This is a genomic window from Streptomyces sp. NPDC004111, assembly GCF_042874215.1.
In the GTDB taxonomy this organism is placed as follows: Bacteria; Actinomycetota; Actinomycetes; order Streptomycetales; family Streptomycetaceae; genus Streptomyces.
Window position 1 is genome coordinate 68,325 of record NZ_JBIAMU010000017.1, and the last position, 25,175, is coordinate 93,499.

A 25,175-nucleotide genomic window follows, 5' to 3' on the forward strand; every position below is an offset into this window, starting at 1 on the left:
GTGTGCCCTGCTCCCGGTGCGCCCGTCGCGGGCGTGCGGGGCGGGGCCGCGGGTCCGCTCAGAGGTGCGGGGCGTCCTCGATGATGCGGAGTGCCGAGGCGAGGTCGCGCGGGCGGTGCACGCCCTCGCTCGGACCGGTGCGGTCCCAGCCGGGCCCGGCGGCCAGCACCACCGGCTGGGTGCGGGCGCCGCGGATGCCCCGGGCGGTGGCGCGGACCCGGCCGACGACGGAGCGGTCGGCCGTGGGCCGGGTCTGCGACCAGAGCACGACGGCACGCGGACCGGTGCGGCGGACCGCCTCGGACAGTGCGCCCAGCGGTACGGCGGCGCCGAACATCCTTGTGGGCAGGCCCCGTTCGGCCAGGGCGGCATCCAGCGCCTCCAGGGCGAGGGTGTGCAGCTCGCCGGGGAGGCAGGCCAGCAGTACCGGCTGGTCGTCGTCGACCTCCTTGGCGGGGGTGTTGCGCCGCAGGGCCGTCGAGACGTGCCAGGACAGCAGGTGCTCGGCCTCGACGTACCGTTCGCCCGCCGCGTCGCCCGAGTTGGCCCAGGTGCGGCCGATGGCGCGCAGCGCCGGGGACATGGCCTCCTGCCAGCAGTCGACCAGGCCGTGCGTGCGGACCGTGTCGTTGAGCAGCTCGTCGAGGGTCGGCGAGTCGAGCCGTACGGCGGCGTTGCGCAGGCCCCGTACCGTGCGGGCCGGCACTCCGACGTCCGGCAGGCGCGGAGCGGGGATCGACAGTTCCGCCAAAGCGCCTGTGGGGGACCATAACTGACGGTCCGTCGGCTTGGGCCGGACGATGTGCTCCCCGGCGTCGGGCCGGTCCGGTTCCGGCCGCCCCGACCGCGCCGGGTCGTCCGGCTTCTCCTGGCGGCCCAACCGGCCCCGGTGGTCGGCCTGTTCGGGTTCGTCCGTCCGAGCGGGCGGCTCCGTCCGTTCCTCCGGACCCGGTGCGGCGGAGGTGCGGGCCAGGCGCGCCGCCTCCGCAGGGGGAATGCCGCGTGCGGTCAGCGCGCACATCCGCTCCAGGAGTGCCACGTCGGCGGCGGTCCAGCGGCGGTGTCTGCCGTCGCCGCGGACGGCGGGGCCGATGCCGTAACGGCGGTCCCAGGACCGCAGGGTGGTCGGTGCGACGCCCAGCCGGCGGGCGACCGCCCCGGTGCTCAGCCCCACAGGGCCGACGGGACCGGCGATCCCGCCGGGGGCCGTGCGGGGGGTGGTGTCCGGCCGGTCGTCCTGCTCGTCCCGGCCGTCGGCCGTGCGGTCCGGTGCGCCTTTCGGCCGTCCGTGGTCCGCCGCGTGAACCCTCTCGTGGTCCTCCGCCTGCTCCGCCTCGCGGTCCGCCGCGTGTTCCGCTCCGCGGCCCGGCCCGCCGTCGGTTCCGTGCTCTTCGGTCGTACCCGTGCCCCGGAAGCTCTCCGGATTCCCGTTCATGGGGCGACGATACGACGCACTACCGACGCGGGTTGCCGGATTTGCCCAACTCCCCCGATCGTGGGCCGCGCAGGGAAGTGCGGCAGCGGTCGCGGGTGCAGGTCTCCTCCATGGTCGACGTGGAGGAGGTCGAACGGCGCGACAGGGAAACGGGCCGTCGCGTCGGCCCGCACCAGGCCGCACAGGCGTCACGGACGGATGATCGGCCGTCCGTGGCGCCGCGCGGAACCGGTCGTCCGGGCCACTCTTCGGCTCCTGTGGAACCGGCGGTCTCCGGACCCTTGCGGCCGGCCGCGCTCACCGCACTTCTGCTGCCCGCGCAGTGACAGCCCAGACCCTGCCGTCACTGGGCGAGCGGGGCGGAGTGAAAGGGTGGCGTCTCGGTTGCCGCCCCTTCGCCCGCCCCCCTCCCGCTCAGGTCCTTTCGTCCTTGCCGCCCGCGCCCGGCGCCGAACCCCGCCCTCCGTCCCGGCCCGCGTCGCGCCACACCTCCGCGGCGCGGGCCCGGTGTTCCCTCACCCGTACGACCCCGTGCGTTCGCCGCCGCGCCCGCCTGCGCCCAGCATGACGGTGGCCGCATCCGTCGATACCGGAGGACCCCCATGACCACCGTCCGTGACCTGATGACCCCCGAAGTCCGCTGCATCCCGGCGTCCGAGACCCTCGACCGGGCCGCCCAGCTGATGCGCGAGCACCACATCGGCGCGCTGCCGGTGAAGAGCAGCGACGACGAGCTGACCGGCATCGTCACCGACCGCGACATCGTCGTGAAGTGCGTCGCCGCCGGTCACGACCCGGCGAAGCGGACCGCCGGCGATCTGGCCGAGGGCAAGCCGGTGTCGGTCGACGTGTCCGCCGACGCCGACGAGGCGGTACGGGTGATGAGCGACGCCCGCATCCGCCGGCTGCTGGTGCTGGACAACGGGGTGCCGGTCGGCATGGTCACCGAGGCGGACCTGGCGCGGGCGCTGCCCGCCGACCAGCTGGTGACGTTCGTCAGCGCGGTGTACGCGGGCCGCTGACCGCCGCGTACGTCCCGAACCCACAGGTGCCCCGCCCGGTCGTCGATCCGGGCGGGGCACCTGTGTTCCGCGGGCCGTCCCCCACGGGGGGGGCGTACGGATGCTCAGGGCAGCTCGGACTCGATGGCCGCGCGCCCTTCCTTCTCCAGCCGCCTGCGCGCCCATTCCAGGTTCTCCGGCGTCACGTCGCGGCCCGAGGCCAGTACCAGGTCCTCGGGGGTCGCCTCGTCGCTGCCTCCGCTGTGCAGTTCGCTGTCCGGGGTCACTGCGGACGGGTCCGGTCCCTGGTCGCTCATGCCGCCTCCTCGGTTCGTCCCGGTATTTCCGGCTCGTCTCGCATTCTTGTGCCGACCCGGGCGGACCGCACCTTTGCCCCGTGCCGGGTCCCGGGATGCGTACGCGGCCCGGATGCGGCAGCGTGTGGTCATGAGTGACACCTATGACGACGCCGGCGGGCCGCCCGAGGACGACGGGGTCCTGGACGCCGAGGACACCCTGGTCACGGACGATCTCAGCTACGACCCGCTGGACAACGGCATCGCCCCGCCGGACCACTGGTCGCCCGCCGAGTCCTTCGGCACCACCGCCGAGGAGGCCAGGCGCGGCGAGTCCCTGGACCAGCTGCTCGCCGAGGAGGAACCGGAGCGTCCGCAGCCCGCCGGGGACGAGACCGGCGAGGAGTTCGCGGACGAACTCGACCTGGACCCGACGGACGACCTCTGATCGCCGGCCGACGAGCGCCCTCCCCGCAGGGCCGCCCGGAGCCGCGGGCCGCCCGCAGCGGCCTCGCCCCGGGGCCGGTCGGGGCCGTTCGCGAGTTCAGGTGAAAGCATCCGGTGCCTGCTGAAATGTCCATGTCCCCGCTGTACCGTGCCGGGCATGAACGGGGTACGGGACGTACGGCCCGACGGCGAATCCGGCACATTCGGCTCAGAGTTGAGACGGCTGCGGTGCGAGCGCGGGATGTCGCTCACCGCGCTGGCCCGGTCGATCCACTACAGCAAGGGCTACCTCAGCAAGATCGAGAACGGCGGGAAGCCGCCCACTCCCGATGTGGCCGCGCGCTGCGACGAGGTCCTGGAGGCGGGCGGGGCGCTGCGCCGCCTGGTGCCGGAGGTGCCCGCCGCGCGCAGACCCGCCACCGCGGGTCCCGGCCACTCGCCGGCCGCCGGTGAGCAGGAGTGCCCGTACCGGGGGCTGGCGCCCTTCGGGCCTGCGGACGCCCGCTGGTTCTTCGGCCGGGAGCAGGCCACGAAGGAGTTGCTGCGCAGGCTCGCGGAACGCGCGGGCACCGGGCCACTGGTCGTGGTGGCCTCGTCGGGTGCCGGGAAGTCGTCCCTGCTCAGAGCCGGCCTGCTGCCCGCGCTGCGGGCGGGCGGGGACCCCTCGCCCGGCTCGCCGGAGTGGCCGGTGGCGCTGTGCACGCCGACGGCGCACCCGCTCGCCGAACTGCTGCGCCGGCTGACCGACACGCTGGGCAGGGATGCGGGGATCACCCCGGAGAACCTGCTGACGGCCCCTCAGTCGCTGGCTGCGGCGGTACGTCACCTGCTCGCCGAAACCCCCGCCACCCCGCCCCGGGACCCGGCCCGCGCCCACGCCCCCGCCCCGGGCCCGCCCCCGGCCCGGGAACCCACCGCCGAGCCCGGGACCGGGCCGGACCGGGGTCCACTTGCCGCGTCCGGGACCGGGCCGGACCCCAGTTCACTCGCCGCGCCCCGGCCCGAGCCCGGCCAAGGTCCCCTCAACCCACCCGGGACCAGGACGGACCAGACCCCACTCGCCGCGCCCGGAACCGGGCCGGATCACGGTTCACCCGCCACGCCCCGGCCCGAGCCCCACCGGGATCCCCTCACCGCGCCCGGGACCGGGCCGGACTCCGGTCCACTCGCCGCGCCCCGGCCCGAGCCCGGCCGGGATCGCCTCAGCCCGCCCGGGACCAAGACGGACCAGAGCCCACTCGCCGCACCCCGGCCCGAACCCGACCAAGGTCCCCTCACCGCGCCCGGGACCGGGCCGGACCCCGGTCCACTCGCCCCACCCCGGCCCGAGCCCCACCGGGATCCCCTCACCGCGACGGGGGCCGGGCCGGACCGCAGTTCACTCGCCGCGCCCCGGCCCGAGCCCGGCCGGGATCGCCTCACCCCACCCAAAACCGACCCGGGCCAAATGCCCCTCGCCCCGTCCGCGGCCGGGCCCGGCCGGGATCCTCTCAGCGCGCCCGGGGCCGAGCCGGACCGGAAGCTCCTCGCAGTACGCGCGGCCGGGCCCGGCGGGGCCGGGCCGGACACCCGTTCCGCCGTCGGGGTCGGAACGGGTCGCGGCTCCGGGCCCGGTGCCGGCCTGGGGCCCCGGCGGGTCGTCGTGGTGGTGGACCAGTTCGAGGAGTCGTTCACCCTCTGCGCGGACAGTGCCGAGCGGCGTGCCTACGTGGCCGCGCTGTGCGCGCTCGCCGCACCCGGCGGGCCGGGCGTCGTCGTCCTGGGGCTGCGGGCGGACTTCACCGGGCGGTGCCTCGAACTGCCGCCGCTGGCCGAGGTGTTCACCCACGGGCTGTTCGCGCTCGGGCCGATGACCGAGCCCGAGCTGCGCGAGGCGGTCACCCGGCCGGCGGACCGCTCGGGGCTGACCCTGGAGCCGGGCCTCACCGAACTCCTGCTGCGCGACCTCGGATCGGCCACCTCCGCCGACGACGCCCCCGGCACCCTGCCGCTCCTGGCGCACGCGCTGCGCGTCACCTGGCAGCAGCGCACCGGCCGCACCCTCACGGTCGCCGGGTACGAGCGGACCGGCGGCATCCACGGGGCGGTCGCCCGCACCGCCGAGGACGTCTTCACCCGGCTGCGGCCCGCCGAACGCGACATGGCCCGGCGGATACTGGTGCGCCTGGTCCACATCGGCGACGACAGCACCGAGTCCCGTCACCGGGCCGGCCGCGAGGAGATGCTCGGCCGGCTCGCGGACCGGGGCGCGGCGACCGCGGCGCTGGACGCGTTCGTCGCGGCCCGGCTGCTGACCGTGGACCGGGACGCGGTGGAGATCACCCACGAGGCGCTGCTGCGGGCCTGGCCCCGGCTGCGCGAGTGGATCGACGCCGACCGGGCCGGGCTGCTGGTGAGGCAGCGGCTCGCCGCGTCGGCCGCCGAGTGGGTGCGGGCGGACCGGGACCCGGCGCTGCTGCACCGGGGGTCCCGGCTGCACGCGGTGACGCGGTGGGCCGAGCAGCGGGACGGCCGGATCGAACTCGGCCCGGACGAGGCCGCGTTCCTGGCGGCGGCCCGCGCCGAGGAACAGGCCGGGGTGCGCGCCGAGCGGCGCCGGGTGCGCACCAGGCGCATCCTGCTGGCCACGCTCGCCGGGCTGCTGGTGCTCGCCGTCGGCGCGGGCACCCTCGCCTTCCAGCAGCGCTCCCGGGCGTACCAGGAGCGGCGCACGGCACAGTCGCAGGCGATGGCGGTGCGGGCGGGGGCCCTGGCGGCGGGCCGCCCGGAGGCCGCGATGCGGCTCGCGCTGCGGGCGTACCGCACGGCGCCCACCGTGGAGGCGCGCGGTGCGCTGCTCAGCACGCAGGCCCAGTACTACGCGGGGCGGCTCACCGGGCACACCGGCCCGGTGAACGCGGTGGCGTTCGCCCCGGGCGGGCACGTCCTGGCGTCGGCGGGCAACGACGGCACGGTGCGGCTGTGGGGCGGTGCGGGCCACCGGCGGGTCCTGGCCGCACTGTCGGGGCACGGCGGCCAGGTGCTCGGGCTCGCGTTCCGCCCGGACGGGCGGCTGCTCGCCTCGGCGGGCGCGGACGGCACCGTACGGCTGTGGGACGTCCGGGCCGGGCACGCGGCGGGGATGCTGCTGGGGCACGGCGGCGCGGTCAGGTCGGTGGCGTTCGCACCGGACGGGCGGAGCGTGGTGACGGGCGGCGCCGACCGCACGGTGCGGGTGTGGGACGTGGCGCGGCGGACACCGCGTACCACCCTGGAGGGGCACGGGGACGCGGTGATGGGTGTGGCGTACTCCCCCGACGGGCGGCGGGTGGTGTCCGCGGGGATGGACCGGACGGTCCGGCTGTGGGACCCGGCGGGGCGGGAGGCGCCGGTGGTGCTGCGCGGGCACGCCGACGGGGTGCTCGCGGTCGCCTGGTCGCCGGACGGCCGGCAGCTGGCGTCGGGCGGGATGGACCGTACGGTGCGGCTGTGGGACGCCCGGGAGCACCGGCAGCTGGCCGCGCTCGCCGGGCACAGCGACGACGTCAACGCGGTGGCCTACCTGCGGGACGGCACGACGGTGGTGAGCACCGGGGGCGACGGGACGGCCCGGCTGTGGGACGTGGCGAGCAGACGGACCGTCACCGTCCTCGCCGGGCACACGGACTACGTGCTCGGGGTCGCCGTCGGCGGCGGTCCGGACGGCGACGTGCTCGCGACGGCGGGCTTCGACCGGACGGTGGTGCGCTGGGACCTGGGGCGCTCGGCGCTCACGGCGCGTCCGTTCACCGAGTCGTGGCAGCCCGCCTTCTCGCCGGACGGGCGGTGGCTGGCGTCGGCGAGCACGGACCGCACGGTGCGGCTGTGGGACGCGCGGGCGCACCGGGCGGCAGGGGTGCTGCGCGGGCACCGCGGTGCGGTGTTCGCGGTCGTCTGGTCGCCGGACGGCCGGCGGCTGGCCTCGGCGGGCGCGGACCGCACGGTCCGGGTGTGGGACGCCGTGACGCACCGGCTCGTCAGGGAGCTGGTGGGGCACACCGGTTCGGTGCTGGGGCTGGCCTGGTCGCCGGACGGCGGACTGATCGCCTCGGCGAGCGCGGACCGTACGGTACGCCTCTGGGACACCCGCGACGGAAGCACCCGCGCCACGCTCTCCGGGCACCAGGACTTCGCCAACGCGGTCGCCTTCAGCCCGGACGGGACGACGGTCGCCTGCGGCGGCGACGATCTGACGGTACGTCTGTGGGCGGTACGGGACGGGCGGCAGCTGGGCGTGCTGCGCGGGCACCACGGGTCGGTGCGGGCGGTGGCCTTCACCGCCGACGGCCGGACCCTGGCGAGCGGCGGCAACGACGGGCTGGTCCGCCTCTGGAACCCGGCGGCCCTCTCCCCGGCGGGAACCCTGGTGGGCCACAGCGGCGCGGTCCGCGCGGTCGCCTTCGCCCCGGGCGGCGGGAACGTCCTGGCCAGCAGCGGCAGCGACGGGACGGTACGGCTGTGGGACGCGGCGGCCCGGCGGCCGACGGCCACCCTCGGCGGGCACGGCGGCGCGGTGTGGGGCATCGCCTTCGACCCCCGCACGGGGACGCTCGCCAGCAGCAGCAACGACGGCACGGTACGGCTGTGGGACACGGACGTGACCAGGCGCGAGAGGGCGGTGTGCGCGCTGGTCGGGTGCCCTGCGGACGGTTCCTGAGAGGTTGTCGGGCGAAGGCGTGCGGGGGCGGGTTTCCCGGGTGTTTCCCGTTTCCCGACACACCGGGAGACGGCGAAGTCCTCGACAGCCGCCGCAAGTCCGTCCACTGTCGATGGGGCCGGACGCACCTTGGGCGGACTCACGTCCGGCGGACCACCGCCGTCACGGGGACACGCACCTCCACCACGTACACGGCACCGCCACGCACGCACCACCACCCACGACTCTTCCTTCCGACCCACACGACCGAACGGGGACTCCTGCCATGCGCCACCGCATCCGCTTCCGCCTCGGCGGCACCACCGCCGCGCTCGCCACCGCCGGGATCCTGACCCTGTCCGCGGGGCCGCTGGCCCAGGCCACGGCAGCCACCGCTGCCGCTCCGGCCGCTCCCGCCGCCGAGGCCGCCTGCGACGTACTCGCCCCCGGCGCCTCCGAGGCCGCCGAGAAGGCGGTCCGTGCGGCCTGCACTCAGCTGGGCGTCTGGTACTCGTGGGGCGGCGGCCACGGCCCGCAGCCGGGGCCGACGTACGGCCAGGTCGACCCGACCGACCCGGACAGCAGCCAGGACCCCTACCGCAAGGGCTTCGACTGCTCGGGCTTCGTACGGTGGGCGTACGCGCAGGCCACCGGGGCGGACATCCTCAACGGCAACGCGCACAGCCAGTACAACTCCGGCCGGGTGAGCGAACGCTTCAGCGCGGCCCAGGGGCTCGACCCGCTGCGGCCGGGCGACCTCGTCGTCTACGGCAGCGCGCGCAAGGTCCACCACATCGCGATCTACCTGGGCGCCGGGAAGATGGTCGAGGCCCGGGAGTCCGGCACCAAGATCATGGTCAGCGACGTCCGGCTGGGCGGCGACTACTTCGGGGCGGTCCGCATCAACGCCGCGCCGGGGCAGGGCGGGAACCACAGCACCTGGGGCACCGACGTCTGGACGCACTCCGAGCCGTCGACGACGAGCGCCCGGGTGCACAAGTTCGCCGGACCGACCTCGGTGCGCATCGAGTGCCAGAAGCACGCCCAGGTGGTGACGGCCGAGGGCATCACCAACGACGCGTGGTCCTACCTGCCTGACCACAAGTCCTGGATCACCAACATCTACATCAAGGGCGCGGCCTGGCTGGAGGGGGTCCCGACCTGCAAGTAGCCGCCCGACGGCCCCGCCCCGCACGGCGGGGTCCGGGCACGGGGGCGCAGGTGCGGACCGCACACCGCACACGACCACTGCCCCGCCCCCACACCGTGGGCCGCCCCTCCTGCCGGGGGGCGGCCCACGGTTCGTTCCCCCGCCTGCGCGGACCGGGCGGGTGCGGCGCACCGGGCGGCGAGGGGGCCGAATGGGTTACCACGGTGGAGGGAAATGCGGGGGCGGGCCGTTGGGTCCCGGGCCGGACCGGGGCAGCTGTGCCCCATGCCCGCCGCCGCCCGTGCCCGCCCCGCAGGACTCAGCCGTGCCCTGGCCGTGCTCCTCGCGGTCTTCGCGGCGTTCGTGCTGATGTCGGCGGGCGCGCACGCGAGCGGCTCCGCAGGGCCGGAGTCACGTTCCGGCGCCCTGTCCGGCGAGGCCGAGGGCAGCGTCGACAGTGGTTCCACGGACACCGGGCCTCGGCTCCAGCCGGCCCCCGCGCGCCGCGCCACGGAACCGGCGCCGCGCCGCGCGAGCACTCCCGCGGCGCGGCCGGACCGCACCGGGCCCGTCGTCGTTCCCGCCCGCACCGCGCCCGCCCGGGGCCCCGCCCCGGACACGGTGCGCTGTGCGGTGCTGCGCTGCTGAGAGGCCCCGCACCGGTCGCCCGCCGGTGCCGCGCGCCCGTTCCCTGCCCGCCATGGTGCGCGCAGGGCCTCTCCGTACCGCAAAGGACGTCACAGCCATGCCCATCGACCCCTTCAGTGCCCTGAACGCGATGATCCGCGCCGAGGTCGCCCGCTCCGCCGAGCCGGGGACGGAGTCCACCGTCCGGCGCGAGGCGCCGGGCGGCGCGCGGCGGAACCCGGCGCCGGTCCACGGCCGCGGTGCCGACCGGGCCGCCGACCCCGGCCCGGCCCGCGAGCACGGCGGCGAGCACCGCCGCGATCTGGGCTGAGCCCGGCGGCGTGGCCCGGGGCGCCCCGATCCACGGGCGCCCCGGGCCCGCGGGCCACGCTCGACGGGCTCGACGGGCTCTGCGGGCCCGGACGACTCAGCGGGCCCGGCTCGCCCGGAGTGCTCGGCTCGCCCGGAGTGCCCAGCTCGCCCGGCGTGCTCAGAGCGGGCGGTGCATGACGTGCAGGCCCACGTATCCCTGTTCGGGGTGGTGGAAGCCCTCCGGGATCGTGCCGATGACGGTGAACCCGAGGCGCTCGTAGAGGCGCACGGCGTGCAGGTTGGACGCCGCGACCGCGTTGAACTGCATCGAGCGGAAGCCCTCCGCGCGCGCCCAGTCGAGGGTGTACTCGACGAGCGCGCGGCCCACGCCCCTGCCGCCGTGGGCGGGGTCGACCATGTAGCTGGCGCTGGCGACGTGGGCGCCGTTGCCGTTCTGGTTGTTGTTCATCTTGGCCGTGCCCAGGACGGTGCCGTCGTCGGCGACGGCGACCACGGTGCGGTTCGGGGCGGAGTACATCCACCAGTCGCGGCCGGTCTTCTCGTCGAGGTCGAGCGGGAAGGTGAAGGTGTCGCCCGCGGCGGTGATCCGGTGGAAGAAGGGCCAGATGGCGGCCCAGTCGTCCGCGGTGGCTTCTCTGATCAGCATCCGGACAGGGTGCGGCCTCGGCCCGCGCGGCCACCACCCCTTTTCGCTGACGACGAATTCCGTAGTGGGACATACGTCATCCGTGTGAGACACTGGTGTCTCAATTGAGTCGCACTAGTCTCGGAATGAGTCCCTCATGTCCTCCCCCGCCGCTACCCGGCCCGACGCCGGAACGGTTGCCCAGGCCCTCGACCCCCGGCGCTGGATCGTGCTGGCGATCCTGTCGGGCAGCCTGCTGCTGATCGCGATGGACACCACGATCCTGAACGTGGCGTTCCCCTCCCTGGTCTCCGACCTCCGGCCGGGCTCCGTCGAACAGCTGTGGATCATCGACATCTACGCGCTCGCCCTGTCCGGCCTGCTGGTCACGGCCGGTGCGCTGGGCGACCGGATCGGCCGCAAGCGGATGCTGCTGACCGGTTTCGCGGTGTTCGCGCTGGCCTCCCTGCTCGCGGTGCTCGCCACCGAGGCGTGGCACCTGATCGCGGCCCGCGCGCTGCTCGGCATCGGCGGTGCGGCGATCATGCCGTCCACGCTGTCGATCCTCCGGCACGTCTTCACCGACGCCCGGGAACGGGCCTTCGCGTACGCCGTGTGGGCCGCGGTGTTCGGCGCCGGCATGGCCCTCGGCCCGGTGATCGGCGGACTCCTGGTGGAGGACTTCGGCTGGCACTCGGCGTTCCTGCTGAACCTTCCGGTGGCCGCCCTGGTGATCGCGCTCGGCGCGTGGCTGCTGCCCGAGTCGTTCTCGCCGCGCAGTGGCCGCTGGGACTGGTGGGGCGTGGGTCAGTCGGTCGTCGGCATGCTCGCCCTCGCGGGCGGCATCAAGCAGCTCGGCAAGAGCGGCTTCGCCGACCCGCTGCCGTGGGCGCTGCTCGTACTGGCGGCGGTGGCGCTGACGGTGTTCGTACGCCGCCAGCTCAGGGTGGAGAGCCCGCTGCTCCAGGTCCGGCTGTTCGCCAACCGGTCCTTCTCCATCGCGGCCGTGTCGATCTTCCTCGGCATGGTGGGCATGGGTGCGGTGCTGTTCCTGGTGACCCAGTGGTTCCAGTACGGGCAGGGCTACAGCCCGCTGGAGGCGGGCGTGAAGCTGCTGCCGGCGTCGCTGGGTCTGGTCGTCACCTCGATGGTCACGCCGTCGCTGATGCAGCGCTTCCCGATCCGGCACGTCCTCGGGTTCGGTCTGGTGGTCATGACGGTGGGGCTGGCCCTGCCGTGGACCGTGCAGCAGTTCGCGGTGATCGGCTACCCGGCGGTCGCGGTCGCGCTGGCCGTACTCGGCATGGGCGTCGGCGTGGCGACCACGGTCGCTTCGGTGACGCTGATGGCGGCGACCCCGGCCCACGAGGTCGGCGGCGCGGCGGCCGTGGAGGAGACCTGCTACGAGCTGGGTGCGGCGCTGGGCGTCGCCATCCTGGGCAGCCTGGCGACCGCGCTGTACCGGGCGAACCTGCCCGCCCTCGACCTGGACGGAGCGGCGGTGGACACGGTGCGCAGCTCGGTCGGCGAGGCGGCCCACCTCGCCCAGGGCCTCGGCGGCGAGGCGGGCCTGGCCCTGCTGGACACGGTCTCGACGGCGTACACGACGGCCATCACCCCGGCCTTCCTGATCGGCGCGGTCCTGACCCTGGGCGCCGCCGCGGTGGCCTGGGCGTGGATCCCCCGCGACCTGCGCCCCACCGAGAACGCCCACTGACGCAGCCGCCCCTGGACACCACGGTCCCCGGCCCCGCGTCTCCCCCGATCCCCGTGTTGCCCGGACGTGCGTCCGGGCAACACGGGGATCCGCGCACGCGCTGCCGACGGCGAGAGGGGCGGCGGTGCGCGGGAAGTCGGCCCGCGGGCCGAAGGGGCCGAGGAAGCACATGTGGGGTGCGGCGGCGGTCCCGCGGCGAGGGGTGCGGGCCGCTCCGCCTACCCTGGCGATCATGTGGATCGACCGGGTCACCGACATCCTCCGCGAGGCCGCCGCCGAGGCGATCCTGCCGCGTCACCGTCGCCTCGCCCGTGGTGAGGTGGCCGAGAAGACCCCGGGCGAGCCGGTCACCGTCGCGGACCGGCACGCGGAGGCCCTGATCACCCGGCGGCGACGCGGCGTGCGCGACGTGCCCGTCGCCACCGAGGCGGGCTGCGCCGTAGGGCGGCCGGACCCGGACGGCACGCCCTGCCGGCCGTCCGACGACCGCAGCGGGCTCCTCGCCGCGGCCGGTCCGCACTGCCGGCCAACCGCGCGAGACCACCTCCTCCCCACCGCTTCGACCCCGCACACGAAGGGCTGACCATGCACCCCCAGCACGCCGACGACCCGGTACGGGTACGCACCGAGGGCCGCGCCGGACACCTCGTCCTCAACCGTCCCCGGGCCCTCAACTCCCTCACCCACCCCATGGTCCGCACCCTGGACGCCACGCTGGCCGCCTGGGAGTCCGATCCGTCCGTGGACACCGTGGTGCTCTTTGGGGCGGGCGAGCGCGGGCTGTGCGCGGGCGGCGACATCCGGGCCATCCACGACGACGCCCGCGACGGCGACGGGCGGGCGACGGAGGCGTTCTGGTGGGACGAGTACCGGCTGAACGCGAGGATCGCCCGCTACCCGAAGCCGTACGTCGCCCTGATGGACGGCATCGTGATGGGCGGCGGCGTCGGGGTGAGCGCGCACGGCGGCGTCCGGCTCGTCACCGAGCGCTCCCGGGTCGCCATGCCGGAGACGGGCATCGGGTTCGTACCGGACGTCGGCGGCACGCACCTGCTCGGCCGGGCACCCGGTGAGCTGGGCACCTACCTCGCGCTGACCGGTGTCGCGGTGGGCGCGGCGGACGCCCTGCTGTGCGGGCTGGCCGACCGCTTCGTCCCCTCGGACCGGCTGCCCGCGCTCGTCGCGGACCTCGCCGAACTGCCCGCCGGAGAGGCGGTACTGCGGTACGCGGCCGAACCGGACCGGGGCGAACTGACGGACGCGCGCGCCTGGATCGACCCGTGCTTCTCGGCGGACACGGCGGAGGAGATCGTCGACCGGCTGCTGGCCACCGGGGTGCCCGCGGCCAAGGAGGCCGCCGAGACGCTCCTCGCGAAGTCGCCGACCGCCGTGAAGGTGACCCTGGAGGCGGTGCGCCGGGCACGGGCGCTCGGGTCGCTGGAGCCGGTGCTGGTGCAGGAGTTCCGGGTGTCGTGCGCGGCGCTGCGCGGCCCCGACCTGGTGGAGGGCGTACGCGCGCAGATCGTCGACAAGGACCGTCGGCCGCGGTGGTCACCGGCGACGCTCGCCGAGGTGTCCGCCCCGGCCGTGGCCGGCTTCTTCGCGGCCCGCGACGGCGGCGACCTCTCCTTCGCCGACGGCGCCGACGCCGCGAGCGGCGCCCTGTGGCACGGCACCGGCGCCCCCGCCGGCGAGGGCGTGCAGGGGCGCCTTCCGTAGGACGTCGAGGAAGGCACGGGCGGCGGGGCCCGCGGGCCCCGCGGTCGGCCAGACCAGCGCGATCCGGCCCCGGGCGCGCGGCTCGGTGATCTCCAGGGCGCGCAGCCCGTACGCGTCCAGCAGGCTGTCCGGGACCTCCGGCAGCACGGCCGCGCCGAGGCCGCGCGCGGCCAGTTGGACGAGGAGCTGCGGGGCAGCCGCCTCGAACGCCACCCGGGGCCGGAACCCGGCCTCCGCGCAGATGCGTTCGAGGACACCCCGTACGCCGGTGCCGCGCGGCAGGCAGATCAGCGGCAGCTCACGCAGTTCGGCCAGGGCGACGGTGCTCCGGCCCGCGCCGTCGGGGGCCGCCGCCAGCGGGTGACCCCCGGTGACCACGGCGACCAGCGGTTCGTCGACCACCACCTGGACGGAGATCCCCGGCGGGTCGTCCTGCGCCAGACCCACCAGGGCGACGTCCAGTTCGCCCTGGCGCAGGGCGGCCAGCATCCGGTCGGAGCTGTCCTCGGTGAGGGCTATCTCGACCGCCGGGTGGGCGTCGTGGAAGTCGGCCAGGACGGACGCCACGTCGAACTCGTCCTGCGGCGCGCCGGAGACCGTGCCGAGCCTGACCCGGCCCCGGAGCAGCCCGGTGAACTCGTCCGCGGTGTGCCGGACCGCCTCGGCGGCGGCGAGCGCGGCCCTGGCGTAGGGCAGGACGGCCTCGCCCGCCTCGGTGGGGGTGACCCGGCGTCCCGTGCGGTCCAGCAGACGCTGGCCCAGTTCCCGTTCGAGCTGCCGGATCTGGGCGCTCACCCCGGGCTGCGCCAGGTGCAGCCGGGCCGCGGCCCGGGTGAAGTTGGCTTCTTCCACGACCGTGACGAAGTACTGAAGCTGCCGGAGTTCCATAACCGATCATGCTAGGGGCGAGAAGAACTGGCTCTTGGACTTGTGGTCCGGCGGCCAACACCCTGGTGACCATGGGGAACACGAGCGGTTCGACGGGTACGGGGACGGGTGCGGCGGGCGGTGCCGGGGCGGACACCGCCGCGGTCAGGGCCGCCGTCGCGGCGGAGCGGCGCGAGCTGGCCGATCTGCTGGACGCGCTGCCCGCCGAGCGGTGGGAGGAGCCGACGCTGTGCGCGGGCTGGCGGGTGCGGGAGGTGGCGGCGCACATGTCGTTCGGGTTCCGCTACCCGCTGCCCCGGATGCTGAAGGAGCTGGTGCGGGCGCGCGGCGGACTGGACCGGATGACCGACCGGGTCGCCCGCCGGGAGGCAGAGCTGCTGTCGCGGCGGGAGCTGGCCGATGCCCTGCGGGAGAACGCGCACCATCCGTGGAAGCCGCCGGTCGGCGGGTACCCGGCGGCACTCGGCCACGACGTGGTGCACGGACTGGACATCGCGATCCCGCTGGGCCTGGAGCGCCGGGTGCCCGAGGACCGGCTGCGCATCGTGCTGGGCACGGCGAGCCCCCGGGGCACCCGGTTCTTCGGGGCGCGGCTGGAGGGCGTGGAACTGCGGGCGGACGACCTGGACTGGTCGTACGGCTCGGGCAGCGTGGTCAGCGGCCCGGCACAGGACCTGGTGGTGCTGCTGTTCGGGCGGAAGGTGCCGCCGGGGCGGCTGAGCGGCGAGGCGGCCGGCCGGTTCGTACGGGACTGAGGAACGGCCTTCCCGGGACGTCCGCGCGGAGTGGCTTCGCGCCCTGCGGGTACCCGCGGGGCAGGCACCGTTCGACGACGCGCACGACAGTGGCGCAGGGGGACAGAGGCATGACGGTGGAGAAGCGGAGCGTACTCGTACTGGACTGCGCGGAGGCCGAGGAACTGGCGGACTTCTACGCCACGCTGTTCGCGGCGCAGGCGCACCGCGGCGAGGACCCGGACTTCGTGGAGATTGTCGGCCACCAGGGGGTTCATCTCGCGATCCGCCGCGATCACGGGTACGCCCCGCCGAGCTGGCCACGCCCCGACGACTCCCAGCAGGCCCATCTGCGGATCCTGGTCGCGCCGCAGGACATGGACGAGGCCGAACGCGAGGTGATCAGCCTCGGCGCCCGGCCGCTGGAGACCCAGAACAACTCCGTCGGCACCCGGGACGTCCGCCGCTACTCCGACCCGGCGGGCCATCCCTTCTCCCTGGTGGCCACCCCGGACCACGAGGACGGGAAGTCGCGCGACGAACTCCGGCTGACCTGAGTGCGGTTCGACGCCGCCCGTCGCCGGGCGCACGTCCCCGTGGGGCCGTGCGCGGCCCGCGCGCGGCTCCGCGAGGGGGGAACCGCTCAGTAGAAGAAGCCGACGACGCCCGCGCCCTCCTTGGCCGCCGCCCGCTCCAGCCAGTCCACGATCGACTCGACGGCCTCCAGCACCTCGGGGTCCAGCTCCGCCCGCTGCTCCGGGGTGCTCGCCCGCCACTGGGTGAGCGCGGTGGCGCACTGCTCGGCGCTCCACTCGCCGTAGTTGGGCACGAAGTCCGGCCGGGGCAGCGGCGAGGGCACCGACCCGTAGTTGAACTCGGTGATCTCCACTGCCGTGATGCCCAGCCGGGCGAGGCCCTTGTCGACCTCCTCCAGCCAGGCGCCGCGGAACGGCGAGAAGGAGTTGTTGTTGAGGTGGCGGCCGAAGAACCGGCAGACCATCTCGTACGCGTACCCGTACTGCCAGGCGTGCTCCTCCTCGAACGGGCCGCCCGCGATGACCGCGCACAGCGCGTCGTACCGCTTGGGCGCGCCCCGCTCGATCTCGGAGTCGAAGTAGTCGTCGTCGCGCGGGAATTCGGACTTGTAGGCGCCGCCCATCATCCGGCGCAGCTTGTCGTCGCCGGAACCGATGACCGCGCGGACCTTCGCCGGGTCGACCAGGTAGAGACTCAGTGAATAGCTCATGCCCCGAGGTTAGGCGGCAGCACTGACAACCCCGTCCGGATCCCGGCCCGCAGGTCCGGCGGCCGGCCCCCGGCGGTCCGCGCACCGTAGGTTACGCGCCAGTAGGGCATCCGGGTGAAGGGATCAAGGCAGGTCAGGAGAGGTTAAGGTCACAGCGTTTACCCCTGCTGCACCTTTGGCGCACTGCCCTAGCATCTGAGCATGACGGTCCTGCCTGACGACGGGCTCCCCCTGGCCGCCGAGTTCCCTGATGCGACCCATGAGCAGTGGCAGCGCCTGGTGGAAGGCGTGCTGCGCAAATCGGGTAAAGACGTCACGGGGGCTGCGGCCGAGGACGCCCTCTCCACTTCCCTCGACGACGGGCTGACGACGCGCCCGCTGTACACCGCCGACCACGCCGACTCCCCCTCCGGCACGTCCGGGCTGCCCGGTTTCGCCCCGTACACCCGGGGGTCGTCCCCGGCGGGTACGACGGCGGCGGGCGGCTGGGACGTGCGGCAGCGGCACGAGCGGCCCGATCCCGCGCTCGCCAACGAGGCAGTCCTGGCCGACCTGGAGAACGGCGTTTCCTCGCTGTGGCTGGCGGTCGGCGGCGCGGGCGTGCCCGTGTCCGGTCTGGAGCGGGCCCTGGACGGGGTCTATCTCGACCTGGCCCCGGTGGCGCTGGACGCGGGGGCCGACGTCGACGGGGCCGCCCGTGAACTGCTGCGGCTGTACGAGGCCCGGGGCGTGGCCCCCGAGGACGCCCGGGGCAACCTGGGCGCCGACCCGCTGGGACACGCGGCCCGGACCGGCACCCACGATCCCGCGCTCGACGCGTCCGCCGCCGCGCTCGCCGCACTGACCTCCCGTCAGTACCCGCACCTGCGCGCCCTGGTGGTGGACGCGCTGCCGTACCACGAGGCGGGCGGCTCGGCCGCGCAGGAGCTCGGCTGCTCGCTGGCGACGGGCGTCGCCTACCTCCGCGCCCTCACGGCTGCCGGCACCGGCCCGGGGGCGGACTCCGCTTCCGGCCCCGGCCTGGACATCGGGGCGGCGCTGCGGCAGCTCGAATTCCGCTACGCCGCCACCGCCGACCAGTTCCTCACCATCGCCAAGCTGCGCGCGGCCCGCAGGCTGTGGGCCAGGGTCGCCGAGGCGTGCGGTGCGGCCGGATCGGGGGCGCAGCGGCAGCACGCGGTGACGTCGTCGGTGATGATGACGCGCCGCGACCCGTGGGTGAACATGCTGCGCACGACCATCGCGTGCATGGCGGCCGGGGTGGGCGGCGCGGACGCGGTGACGGTGCTGCCGTTCGACGAGGCGATCGGCCTCCCCGACGCCTTCGCGCGACGTATCGCCCGCAACACCTCCACCATCCTGATCGAGGAGTCCCACCTGTCCCGGGTCGTCGACCCGGCGGGCGGCTCCTGGTACGTGGAGCGGCTGACCGACGAGCTGGCGGCGGCGGCCTGGGAGTGGTTCCAGGAGATCGAGAAGGCGGGCGGACAGGCGGACGCGCTGCGGTCCGGTCTGGTCGCCGAGCGGCTGGCCGCCACCTGGGAGCGCCGCCGCACGTCGCTGGCCAGGCGCCGCGAACCCATCACCGGTGTCAGTGAGTTCCCGCTGCTCGCCGAGCGCGCCGTGGACCGCGACCCGGCCCCGGCGCGGCCCGCCGGGGGGCTTCCCCGGGTGCGCCGCGACGAGGCGTACGAGGCGCTGCGCGCCCGCTCGGACGCGCACCTGGCGGCGACCGGCACCCGTCCGCGGGTGTTCCTGGCCGCGCTCGGCCCGGCCGCCGCGCACACCGGGCGCGTCACCTTCGCCGCGAACCTCTTCCAGGCGGGCGGCATCGAGCCGGTGCACGACCCGGTGACGGTGGACCCGGACACGGTGGCCGACGCGTTCCGTGCGAGCGGCGCCCCGGTCGCCTGCGTCTGCTCCAGCGACGCGCTCTACGCCGAGCAGGCGGCCGGGGTCGCCGCGGCGCTCAAGGAGGCGGGCGCGCGGACGGTGTTCCTGGCGGGCCGCCCCGGGGAAGCCGAAGAGACGTACCGCAGTGCCGGCGTGGACGAGTTCGTCTTCGCGGGCTCGGACGCGGTGGCCACCCTCACCTCCGTCCTCGACCGTATGGAAGTGAAGTAATGGGCAGCATTCCCGACTTCTCGCAGATCGAGCTGGGCACCCCGGCCGCGGACGGGTCCGAGGAGCAGTGGCGGGCGGCCGTCAAGGAGTCGACCGGCCGCGGCGTCGAGGACCTGGTCTGGGAGACCCCCGAGGGCATCGGGGTGAAGCCGCTGTACACCCGCCGGGACACCGAGGGCCTGGACTTCCTCGGCACGTACCCGGGCGTGGCCCCGTACCTGCGCGGCCCGTACCCGACGATGTACGTCAACCAGCCGTGGACGATCCGGCAGTACGCGGGCTTCTCGACGGCGGAGGAGTCCAACGCCTTCTACCGGCGCAACCTCGCGGCCGGCCAGAAGGGCCTCTCCGTCGCCTTCGACCTGCCCACCCACCGCGGGTACGACAGCGACCACCCGCGGGTGACCGGTGACGTCGGCATGGCGGGCGTGGCGATCGACTCGATCTACGACATGCGGCAGCTCTTCGACGGCATCCCGCTGGACCGGATGTCGGTGTCGATGACGATGAACGGCGCGGTGCTGCCCGTGCTGGCGCTGTACATCGTGGCGGCCGAGGAGCAGGGCGTGCCGCCGGAGAAGCTGGCGGGGACCATCCAGAACGACATCCTCAAGGAGTTCATGGTCCGCAACACCTACATCTATCCGCCGAAGCCCTCGATGCGGATCATCTCCGACATCTTCGCGTACACCTCGCAGAAGATGCCCCGCTACAACTCCATCTCGATCTCCGGGTACCACATCCAGGAGGCCGGTGCGACGGCCGACCTGGAGCTGGCGTACACCCTCGCGGACGGAGTCGAGTACCTGCGGGCGGGTCTGGAGGTCGGCCTGGACGTCGACGCGTTCGCCCCCCGGCTGTCCTTCTTCTGGGCGATCGGGATGAACTTCTTCATGGAGGTCGCCAAGCTGCGGGCGGCCCGGCTGCTGTGGGCGAAGCTGGTCAAGCAGTTCGACCCGAAGAACCCCAAGTCCCTCTCGCTGCGCACCCATTCGCAGACCTCGGGCTGGTCGCTGACCGCGCAGGACGTCTTCAACAACGTCTCGCGCACCTGCATCGAGGCGATGGCCGCGACCCAGGGCCACACCCAGTCGCTGCACACCAACGCCCTCGACGAGGCGCTCGCGCTGCCGACCGACTTCTCGGCGCGCATCGCCCGCAACACGCAGCTCCTCCTCCAGCAGGAGTCGGGCACCGGCCGGGTCATCGACCCGTGGGGCGGCTCGGCGTACGTCGAGAAGCTGACGTACGACCTGGCGCGCCGGGCGTGGCAGCACATCGAGGAGGTGGAGGCGGCCGGCGGCATGGCGAAGGCGATCGACGCGGGCATCCCCAAGCTCCGCATCGAGGAGGCCGCGGCCCGCACCCAGGCGCGGATCGACTCGGGGCGGCAGCCGGTGATCGGCGTCAACAAGTACCGGGTGGAGACAGACGAGGAGATCGACGTCCTCAAGGTCGACAACTCGTCGGTGCGCGCGCAGCAGATCGCCAAGCTGGAGCGGCTGCGGGCGGAGCGGGACGAGGCGGCCTGCCAGGACGCGCTGCGCGCCCTGACGGCCTCCGCCGAGCGCGGTTCCTCCACCGGCCTCGACGACAACCTCCTCGCGCTCGCGGTGAACGCGGCGCGCGCGAAGGCCACCGTCGGTGAGATCTCGGACGCGCTGGAGAAGGTGTACGGGCGGCACGCGGGCCAGATCCGTACGATCGCCGGTGTGTACCGCAACGAGGCAGGAGAGTCCCCTTCGGTGGAGCGCACCCGCGCGCTGGTCGACGCCTTCGAGGAGGCGGAGGGCCGCCGTCCGCGCATCCTGGTGGCCAAGATGGGCCAGGACGGCCACGACCGGGGCCAGAAGGTGATCGCGACCGCGTTCGCCGACCTGGGCTTCGACGTGGACGTCGGCCCGCTGTTCCAGACGCCGGCGGAGGTGGCGCGGCAGGCCGTCGAGGCGGACGTGCACATCGTCGGCGTGTCCTCCCTCGCGGCCGGGCACCTGACCCTCGTGCCCGCGCTCCGCGAGGAGCTGGCGGCGGAGGGCCGGGAGGACGTGATGATCGTCGTCGGCGGCGTGATCCCGCCGCAGGACGTGCCCGCGCTGCACGAGGCGGGCGCGACGGCGGTGTTCCCACCGGGAACGGTGATCCCGGACGCGGCGTTCGACCTGGTACGGCGACTGGCCGGGGAACTCGGCCACGAGCTGGCGGTCCCGGACGGCGCGTGAGACGTGGGGTGCTGGGGGCGCACGGCGCGTGGGGCGTACGGGGCGTGTGACACGTGCGGGGCGCCGGACGCGCGGCGCGTCGGACGTACGGGGCGTGACACGCACGGTGCGCCGCTCGTGCGAGGCGTCGCACGTGCAGGGCGTGACACACACGGGGCGCCGCACGCGCGGGGCATCGGACGTACGGTCCGTCGCACGCGCGAGGCGTCGCACGCACGGTGGCAGCGACCGCTGTTGCCACCCCGCACGGAAACCGCCCCACGGACGCCCGTCCCTGTGCGGGGACCCACCGGCACCGCCCGGGGCGCCCCGCACAGGGACCCGCCCGCAGGTGCCGCCCCCGCACGGAAACCGCCCCACGGATGCCCGTCCAGCGCAGGAACCCACCAGCACCGCCCGGGACGCCCCGCACGGAGACCCGCCCGCAGGTGCCGTCCCCACCCGGAGACGCACCCACGCGTGCCGTCCCCACCCGGAGACGCGCCCACGCGTGCCACCCTCGCCTGAGACCCACCCGCACGCCCCTGAAGCCGGACCCGGACGGAGACTGAGAACCGTATGCCCCCGAAGATCGACGTCGAGGCGTACGCCAAGGGCGTGCTCGACGGGAAGCGGGCCTTCGTGGCCCGCGCCATCACCCTCGTCGAGTCGTCCCGCCCCGACCACCGCGCACTCGCCCAGCGCCTGCTGACCGAGCTGCTGCCGCACTCGGGCTCGGCGCGCCGCATCGGCATCAGCGGGGTGCCGGGTGTCGGCAAGTCGACGTTCATCGACGCGTTCGGCACGATGCTGACCGGGCTCGGGCACCGGGTGGCCGTCCTCGCCGTGGACCCGTCCTCCAGCCGTACGGGCGGTTCCATCCTGGGCGACAAGACGCGGATGGAACGCCTGGCCGTCGACCCGGCCGCCTACGTCCGCCCCTCCCCCTCGGCGGGCACGCTGGGCGGGGTGGCGCGGGCGACCCGCGAGGCGATGGTGATCGTGGAGGCCGCCGGGTACGACGTGGTGCTGGTGGAGACGGTCGGGGTGGGCCAGTCGGAGACGGCGGTCGCCCAGATGGTCGACTCCTTCCTGCTGCTCACCCTCGCCCGTACCGGCGACCAGCTCCAGGGCATCAAGAAGGGCGTCCTGGAACTGGCGGACGTCGTCGTGGTCAACAAGGCGGACGGCCCGCACGAGCGCGACGCCCGCGCGGCGGCACGCGAACTGTCGGGCGCCCTGCGCCTGATGCACCCCGCCGACGCCAACTGGACTCCCCCGGTACTCAGTTGCAGCGCCCGGGAGTCGGCCGGACTGGACACGGTGTGGGACCGCCTGGAGCAGCACCGCACGCTCCTCGACTCGTCCGGCCGGCTGACGGCCAAGCGGGCCGGTCAGCAGGTGGACTGGGCGTGGTCGATGGTCCGGGACGAGCTGCTGGGCCGCCTGACCTCCCGCCCGGCGGTACGCGACGTGGCACCCGGCATCGAACAGGCCCTGCGGGACGGGGAGTTGACCGCGACCATGGCGGCGGAACGGATCCTGAAGGCGTTCGACTCATAGTCCTCCCCAGCCCCCTCCGCATTCGCGCGAGCGGGACTGCCCAAATGCGTTCCCGTACGCCTGGGTTGAGCAGCGGCGGCGCCCGGAGCGGGACGAGGGCGAGGGTGGCGATGTACGGCGGCGTGAGCCGTAGGCCCTGACCGGCGGGATCACCGGACCGGTGTCAACTCCTTCACTGGCAGGAGGAGTTGGCGGCGGGCTATGCCGGTCATCCAGATCAGGGTGAAGGGGATCACGGTGAGGTTCTTCACCGCCAGCAGGCAGGCGAAGTAGAGCTCGTGGCCCGTCGTCCCCTCGGCGGGAGCCAGCAGCCGCTCGGGCACGAAGTCGAAGACGAACATCGCCGCGAGCAGCAGCACACCCTGCCCGGCGAGGTACGGAAGGAAGGCCCGCCACTGCGACGAGTGACGCATCGGGGAGCCTCCCCCGCGCCCCCAGAGCACCTCCGGGTCCTTACGGAGGGCCAGTTGGACGACGTAGCAGACGAGTACCACGCGCGAGGCGAGGGTGAGGGCCTCCAGCGGGAGGGCGGGCAGGTCGTCGACGAGGCGAGAGAAGAAGCGCTCGGTTCCGGCGACGAGACCCAGCGCCGTGATCGGCAGGAGGTGGCGGCGGTGGAATCCCAGGGCCCAACGGGGTGTGGCGAGGACGGAGTCGAGGTAACCGGGCGAGGCGGACGCGGTGGTGTTTCCTGGTCGGCTCATATCTCTTAGCTTAGTAAGATACTTACCTCACTGAAGTATGAGGGACCCTGAGAAAACCCTGAATCATGGGGTGTCAGGCCGTCCGTCACCGACGAGGAGCACCCCGTGTCCGACTCACCGCCCACCCGCCCGGGTTCCGCCGAAGGGAACCTGCTCGGCGCCGAGTTGAGCACCGCCGTGGTGCTCTACCACGAGGCCGTCGGCCGACGGCTCGGGCTGAGCGCGGCCGATCAGCGCGCGCTGAGCCTGATCGGCCGGGAGGGGCCGCTCACGGCCGGGGCGCTCGCCCAGCGGATCGGTGTCACCTCCGGCGCGGCCACCGGTCTGATCGACCGCCTGGAGAAGGCGGGTCACGTCCGGCGCGACCCCGACCCGGCCGATCGCCGCCGCATCCTCGTCACCGCGCTGCCCGGCCGCCGCACCGCCTGGGCCGTGCGCGACCTGTCCCGAGCCATGGCGGAGGTCATGTCTCGTTACAGCGAACAGGAGTTGGCGGTGATCGAGGACTACGTCCGGCGGACCGTCGCCGTGCTGGAGGAGCAGACCCGGCGGCTCGGTCCGGAGGGGAACGCCGGCGGCGACACGCCCGGACCCGCGACACCTCGGGGCGGCGCGCCTGTGGCGTAGTGACCAACCGGGTCACGGCGGTTAACTTGGGGCCGCCGGGGCACCCCGGCGCGATTCTGCCGGAGGTAGCCATGAGGATGCTCATCAACGTCCCCGAGACCGTCGTCGCGGACGCGCTGCGCGGGATGGCCGCCGCGCATCCCGAGTTGACCGTCGACGTGGAGAACCGGCTCGTCGTACGGCGTGACGCACCCGTCGCGGGGAAGGTCGGGATCGTCTCGGGCGGTGGCAGCGGGCACGAGCCGCTGCACGCCGGATTCGTGGGGCCGGGGATGCTGTCCGCGGCCTGTCCCGGGGAGGTGTTCACCTCGCCGGTGCCCGATCAGATGGTGCGGGCCGCCGCGGCCGTCGACTCCGGCGAGGGCGTGCTGTTCGTCGTGAAGAACTACACGGGGGACGTGCTCAACTTCGACATGGCCGCCGAACTCGCCGAGGAGGAGGGGATCAGGATCGAGAAGGTCCTGGTCAACGACGACGTGGCGGTGACGGACAGTCTCTTCACGGCGGGCCGGCGGGGCACCGGGGCGACCCTGTTCGTGGAGAAGATCGCCGGGGCCGCGGCCGAGGCGGGCGTTCCGTTGGAGCGGGTGGCCGAGATCGCCCGGCAGGTGAACGGGGCCTCGCGCAGCTTCGGGGTGGCCCTGAGCGCCTGCTCGACCCCGGCGAAGGGCAGCCCCACCTTCGAACTCCCGCCGGGCGAACTGGAGTTGGGCATCGGCATCCACGGGGAGCCGGGGCGCGAGCGGCGGGCCATGATGACCTCGCGGGAGATCGCGGACTACGCCGTGGACGTCGTCCTGGAGGACCTGCGGCCCAGCGGTCCGGTGCTGGCTCTGGTGAACGGCATGGGCGCCACTCCCCTGCTGGAGCTGTACGGGTTCAACGCCGAGGTCCAGCGGGTCCTTTCCGAGCGCGGGGTGCCGGTGGCCCGTACCCTCGTCGGCAACTACGTCACGTCGCTCGACATGGCGGGCTGCTCGGTGACGCTGTGTCAGGTCGACGAGGAGCTGCTGCGGTGGTGGGACGCGCCGGTGGAGACCGCCGCATTGCGCCGCGGGCGCTGAGGTGACGGACGGAGCGGGCCCGC

21 protein-coding genes and 1 pseudogene are annotated in these 25,175 nt (G+C 74.5%); 16 read left to right on the forward strand and 6 right to left on the reverse strand.

All coding sequences use genetic code 11. The features are described from left to right. Positions 1-58: 58 nt before the first annotated feature. Entirely contained in the window at positions 59-1,435 is a 1,377-nt protein-coding gene (locus ACFYVL_RS30055) for a MerR family transcriptional regulator (RefSeq protein WP_389250333.1), read from the reverse strand. A 602-nt stretch (positions 1,436-2,037) separates the two neighbouring features. Here ACFYVL_RS30055 and ACFYVL_RS30060 point away from each other — a divergent pair. After that, entirely contained in the window at positions 2,038-2,457 is a 420-nt protein-coding gene (locus tag ACFYVL_RS30060) for a CBS domain-containing protein (RefSeq protein WP_389250335.1), read from the forward strand. Positions 2,458-2,561: 104 nt separating this feature from the next. On the opposite strand, the gene ACFYVL_RS30065 is transcribed toward ACFYVL_RS30060, so the two are convergent. Next, complete coding sequence (locus ACFYVL_RS30065; protein ID WP_389250337.1) at positions 2,562-2,753, reverse strand: hypothetical protein; 192 nt, start codon at positions 2,751-2,753, stop codon at positions 2,562-2,564. 130 nt (positions 2,754-2,883) lie between these two features. Between ACFYVL_RS30065 and ACFYVL_RS30070 the strand changes: the two genes are divergently transcribed. The 5 genes from ACFYVL_RS30070 to ACFYVL_RS30090 all read left to right on the forward strand — a co-directional run bounded on the left by ACFYVL_RS30070 (position 2,884) and on the right by ACFYVL_RS30090 (position 9,941). After that, the gene (locus tag ACFYVL_RS30070; RefSeq protein WP_389250339.1) at positions 2,884-3,180 is read left to right on the forward strand and encodes a hypothetical protein; all 297 of its coding nucleotides are present in this window, start codon (positions 2,884-2,886) and stop codon (positions 3,178-3,180) included. A gap of 156 nt (positions 3,181-3,336) precedes the next feature. Beyond that, complete coding sequence (locus ACFYVL_RS30075) at positions 3,337-7,854, forward strand: helix-turn-helix domain-containing protein (RefSeq protein ID WP_389250341.1); 4,518 nt, start codon at positions 3,337-3,339, stop codon at positions 7,852-7,854. A 265-nt stretch (positions 7,855-8,119) separates the two neighbouring features. Next, a complete protein-coding gene (locus ACFYVL_RS30080) occupies positions 8,120-9,004 on the forward strand; it encodes a C40 family peptidase (RefSeq protein WP_389250343.1) in 885 nt (294 codons plus the stop codon). A 264-nt stretch (positions 9,005-9,268) separates the two neighbouring features. Continuing rightward, a complete protein-coding gene (locus ACFYVL_RS30085; RefSeq protein WP_389250345.1) occupies positions 9,269-9,631 on the forward strand; it encodes a hypothetical protein in 363 nt (120 codons plus the stop codon). A gap of 97 nt (positions 9,632-9,728) precedes the next feature. Continuing rightward, complete coding sequence (locus ACFYVL_RS30090) at positions 9,729-9,941, forward strand: hypothetical protein (RefSeq protein WP_389250347.1); 213 nt, start codon at positions 9,729-9,731, stop codon at positions 9,939-9,941. 159 nt (positions 9,942-10,100) lie between these two features. Here the strand turns inward: ACFYVL_RS30090 and ACFYVL_RS30095 are convergent, their stop codons facing one another. Further along, entirely contained in the window at positions 10,101-10,589 is a 489-nt protein-coding gene (locus ACFYVL_RS30095) for a GNAT family N-acetyltransferase (protein ID WP_389250349.1), read from the reverse strand. A 136-nt stretch (positions 10,590-10,725) separates the two neighbouring features. Here ACFYVL_RS30095 and ACFYVL_RS30100 point away from each other — a divergent pair, with 136 nt between their 5' ends. From ACFYVL_RS30100 to ACFYVL_RS30110, 3 genes are all read left to right on the forward strand, one after another. Continuing rightward, a complete protein-coding gene (locus tag ACFYVL_RS30100) occupies positions 10,726-12,285 on the forward strand; it encodes an MFS transporter (protein WP_389250351.1) in 1,560 nt (519 codons plus the stop codon). A 232-nt stretch (positions 12,286-12,517) separates the two neighbouring features. Continuing rightward, positions 12,518-12,868: a hypothetical protein gene (locus ACFYVL_RS30105; protein WP_389250353.1), complete on the forward strand. Its 351-nt coding sequence runs from the start codon at positions 12,518-12,520 to the stop codon at positions 12,866-12,868. A 2-nt stretch (positions 12,869-12,870) separates the two neighbouring features. Next, a complete protein-coding gene (locus ACFYVL_RS30110) occupies positions 12,871-14,004 on the forward strand; it encodes an enoyl-CoA hydratase/isomerase family protein (RefSeq protein ID WP_389250355.1) in 1,134 nt (377 codons plus the stop codon). Here ACFYVL_RS30110 and ACFYVL_RS30115 read toward each other — a convergent pair. Next, a pseudogene (locus tag ACFYVL_RS30115) lies at positions 13,993-14,892 on the reverse strand (LysR family transcriptional regulator); the annotation flags it as partial. The gene ACFYVL_RS30110 and the pseudogene ACFYVL_RS30115 overlap by 12 nt on opposite strands. A gap of 71 nt (positions 14,893-14,963) precedes the next feature. On the opposite strand from ACFYVL_RS30115, the gene ACFYVL_RS30120 reads away from it, so the two are divergent. Both ACFYVL_RS30120 and ACFYVL_RS30125 read left to right on the forward strand, forming a co-directional pair. Next, entirely contained in the window at positions 14,964-15,647 is a 684-nt protein-coding gene (locus tag ACFYVL_RS30120) for a maleylpyruvate isomerase family mycothiol-dependent enzyme (protein ID WP_389250357.1), read from the forward strand. A gap of 110 nt (positions 15,648-15,757) precedes the next feature. Further along, positions 15,758-16,183 (forward strand): VOC family protein, encoded by a 426-nt coding sequence (locus ACFYVL_RS30125; protein WP_389250359.1) that lies wholly within the window; start codon positions 15,758-15,760, stop codon positions 16,181-16,183. Between the two features lie 86 nt (positions 16,184-16,269). Here ACFYVL_RS30125 and ACFYVL_RS30130 read toward each other — a convergent pair whose 3' ends face one another. After that, positions 16,270-16,872: a hypothetical protein gene (locus ACFYVL_RS30130; RefSeq protein WP_389250361.1), complete on the reverse strand. Its 603-nt coding sequence runs from the start codon at positions 16,870-16,872 to the stop codon at positions 16,270-16,272. A 201-nt stretch (positions 16,873-17,073) separates the two neighbouring features. Here ACFYVL_RS30130 and ACFYVL_RS30135 point away from each other — a divergent pair, with 201 nt between their 5' ends. From ACFYVL_RS30135 to meaB, 3 genes are all read left to right on the forward strand, one after another. Next, complete coding sequence (locus tag ACFYVL_RS30135; RefSeq protein WP_389250363.1) at positions 17,074-18,996, forward strand: methylmalonyl-CoA mutase family protein; 1,923 nt, start codon at positions 17,074-17,076, stop codon at positions 18,994-18,996. Beyond that, positions 18,996-21,215 carry a methylmalonyl-CoA mutase gene (gene scpA / locus ACFYVL_RS30140; RefSeq protein ID WP_389250365.1) on the forward strand — a complete coding sequence of 740 codons (2,220 nt, stop codon included), beginning with the start codon at positions 18,996-18,998 and terminating at the stop codon, positions 21,213-21,215. Before ACFYVL_RS30135 ends, scpA begins: the two co-directional genes overlap by 1 nt. A 558-nt stretch (positions 21,216-21,773) precedes the next feature. Continuing rightward, positions 21,774-22,757 (forward strand): methylmalonyl Co-A mutase-associated GTPase MeaB, encoded by a 984-nt coding sequence (gene meaB / locus ACFYVL_RS30145; RefSeq protein WP_389250367.1) that lies wholly within the window; start codon positions 21,774-21,776, stop codon positions 22,755-22,757. Positions 22,758-22,906: 149 nt separating this feature from the next. On the opposite strand, the gene ACFYVL_RS30150 is transcribed toward meaB, so the two are convergent. Then, positions 22,907-23,461, reverse strand: a complete 555-nt coding sequence (locus ACFYVL_RS30150; RefSeq protein ID WP_389250369.1) for a hypothetical protein — start codon at positions 23,459-23,461, stop codon at positions 22,907-22,909. A 105-nt stretch (positions 23,462-23,566) separates the two neighbouring features. On the opposite strand from ACFYVL_RS30150, the gene ACFYVL_RS30155 reads away from it, so the two are divergent. Together ACFYVL_RS30155 and dhaK are read left to right on the forward strand one after the other, a co-directional pair. Beyond that, positions 23,567-24,088 (forward strand): MarR family transcriptional regulator, encoded by a 522-nt coding sequence (locus ACFYVL_RS30155; protein WP_389250371.1) that lies wholly within the window; start codon positions 23,567-23,569, stop codon positions 24,086-24,088. 71 nt (positions 24,089-24,159) lie between these two features. Then, entirely contained in the window at positions 24,160-25,152 is a 993-nt protein-coding gene (gene dhaK, locus ACFYVL_RS30160) for a dihydroxyacetone kinase subunit DhaK (protein WP_389250373.1), read from the forward strand. Positions 25,153-25,175 lie beyond the last annotated feature (23 nt).

Excerpts from the sequence above, each read along its gene's own strand:
- ACFYVL_RS30055 (WP_389250333.1), bottom strand. The coding sequence starts at position 1,435 with ATGAACGGGAATCCGGAGAGCTTCCGGGGCACGGGTACGACCGAAGAG.
- ACFYVL_RS30060 (WP_389250335.1), top strand. The coding sequence starts at position 2,038 with ATGACCACCGTCCGTGACCTGATGACCCCCGAAGTCCGCTGCATCCCG.
- ACFYVL_RS30065 (WP_389250337.1), bottom strand. The coding sequence starts at position 2,753 with ATGAGCGACCAGGGACCGGACCCGTCCGCAGTGACCCCGGACAGCGAA.
- ACFYVL_RS30070 (WP_389250339.1), top strand. The coding sequence starts at position 2,884 with ATGAGTGACACCTATGACGACGCCGGCGGGCCGCCCGAGGACGACGGG.
- ACFYVL_RS30075 (WP_389250341.1), top strand. The coding sequence starts at position 3,337 with ATGAACGGGGTACGGGACGTACGGCCCGACGGCGAATCCGGCACATTC.
- ACFYVL_RS30080 (WP_389250343.1), top strand. The coding sequence starts at position 8,120 with ATGCGCCACCGCATCCGCTTCCGCCTCGGCGGCACCACCGCCGCGCTC.
- ACFYVL_RS30085 (WP_389250345.1), top strand. The coding sequence starts at position 9,269 with ATGCCCGCCGCCGCCCGTGCCCGCCCCGCAGGACTCAGCCGTGCCCTG.
- ACFYVL_RS30090 (WP_389250347.1), top strand. The coding sequence starts at position 9,729 with ATGCCCATCGACCCCTTCAGTGCCCTGAACGCGATGATCCGCGCCGAG.
- ACFYVL_RS30095 (WP_389250349.1), bottom strand. The coding sequence starts at position 10,589 with ATGCTGATCAGAGAAGCCACCGCGGACGACTGGGCCGCCATCTGGCCC.
- ACFYVL_RS30100 (WP_389250351.1), top strand. The coding sequence starts at position 10,726 with ATGTCCTCCCCCGCCGCTACCCGGCCCGACGCCGGAACGGTTGCCCAG.
- ACFYVL_RS30105 (WP_389250353.1), top strand. The coding sequence starts at position 12,518 with ATGTGGATCGACCGGGTCACCGACATCCTCCGCGAGGCCGCCGCCGAG.
- ACFYVL_RS30110 (WP_389250355.1), top strand. The coding sequence starts at position 12,871 with ATGCACCCCCAGCACGCCGACGACCCGGTACGGGTACGCACCGAGGGC.
- ACFYVL_RS30120 (WP_389250357.1), top strand. The coding sequence starts at position 14,964 with ATGGGGAACACGAGCGGTTCGACGGGTACGGGGACGGGTGCGGCGGGC.
- ACFYVL_RS30125 (WP_389250359.1), top strand. The coding sequence starts at position 15,758 with ATGACGGTGGAGAAGCGGAGCGTACTCGTACTGGACTGCGCGGAGGCC.
- ACFYVL_RS30130 (WP_389250361.1), bottom strand. The coding sequence starts at position 16,872 with ATGAGCTATTCACTGAGTCTCTACCTGGTCGACCCGGCGAAGGTCCGC.
- ACFYVL_RS30135 (WP_389250363.1), top strand. The coding sequence starts at position 17,074 with ATGACGGTCCTGCCTGACGACGGGCTCCCCCTGGCCGCCGAGTTCCCT.
- scpA (WP_389250365.1), top strand. The coding sequence starts at position 18,996 with ATGGGCAGCATTCCCGACTTCTCGCAGATCGAGCTGGGCACCCCGGCC.
- meaB (WP_389250367.1), top strand. The coding sequence starts at position 21,774 with ATGCCCCCGAAGATCGACGTCGAGGCGTACGCCAAGGGCGTGCTCGAC.
- ACFYVL_RS30150 (WP_389250369.1), bottom strand. The coding sequence starts at position 23,461 with ATGAGCCGACCAGGAAACACCACCGCGTCCGCCTCGCCCGGTTACCTC.
- dhaK (WP_389250373.1), top strand. The coding sequence starts at position 24,160 with ATGAGGATGCTCATCAACGTCCCCGAGACCGTCGTCGCGGACGCGCTG.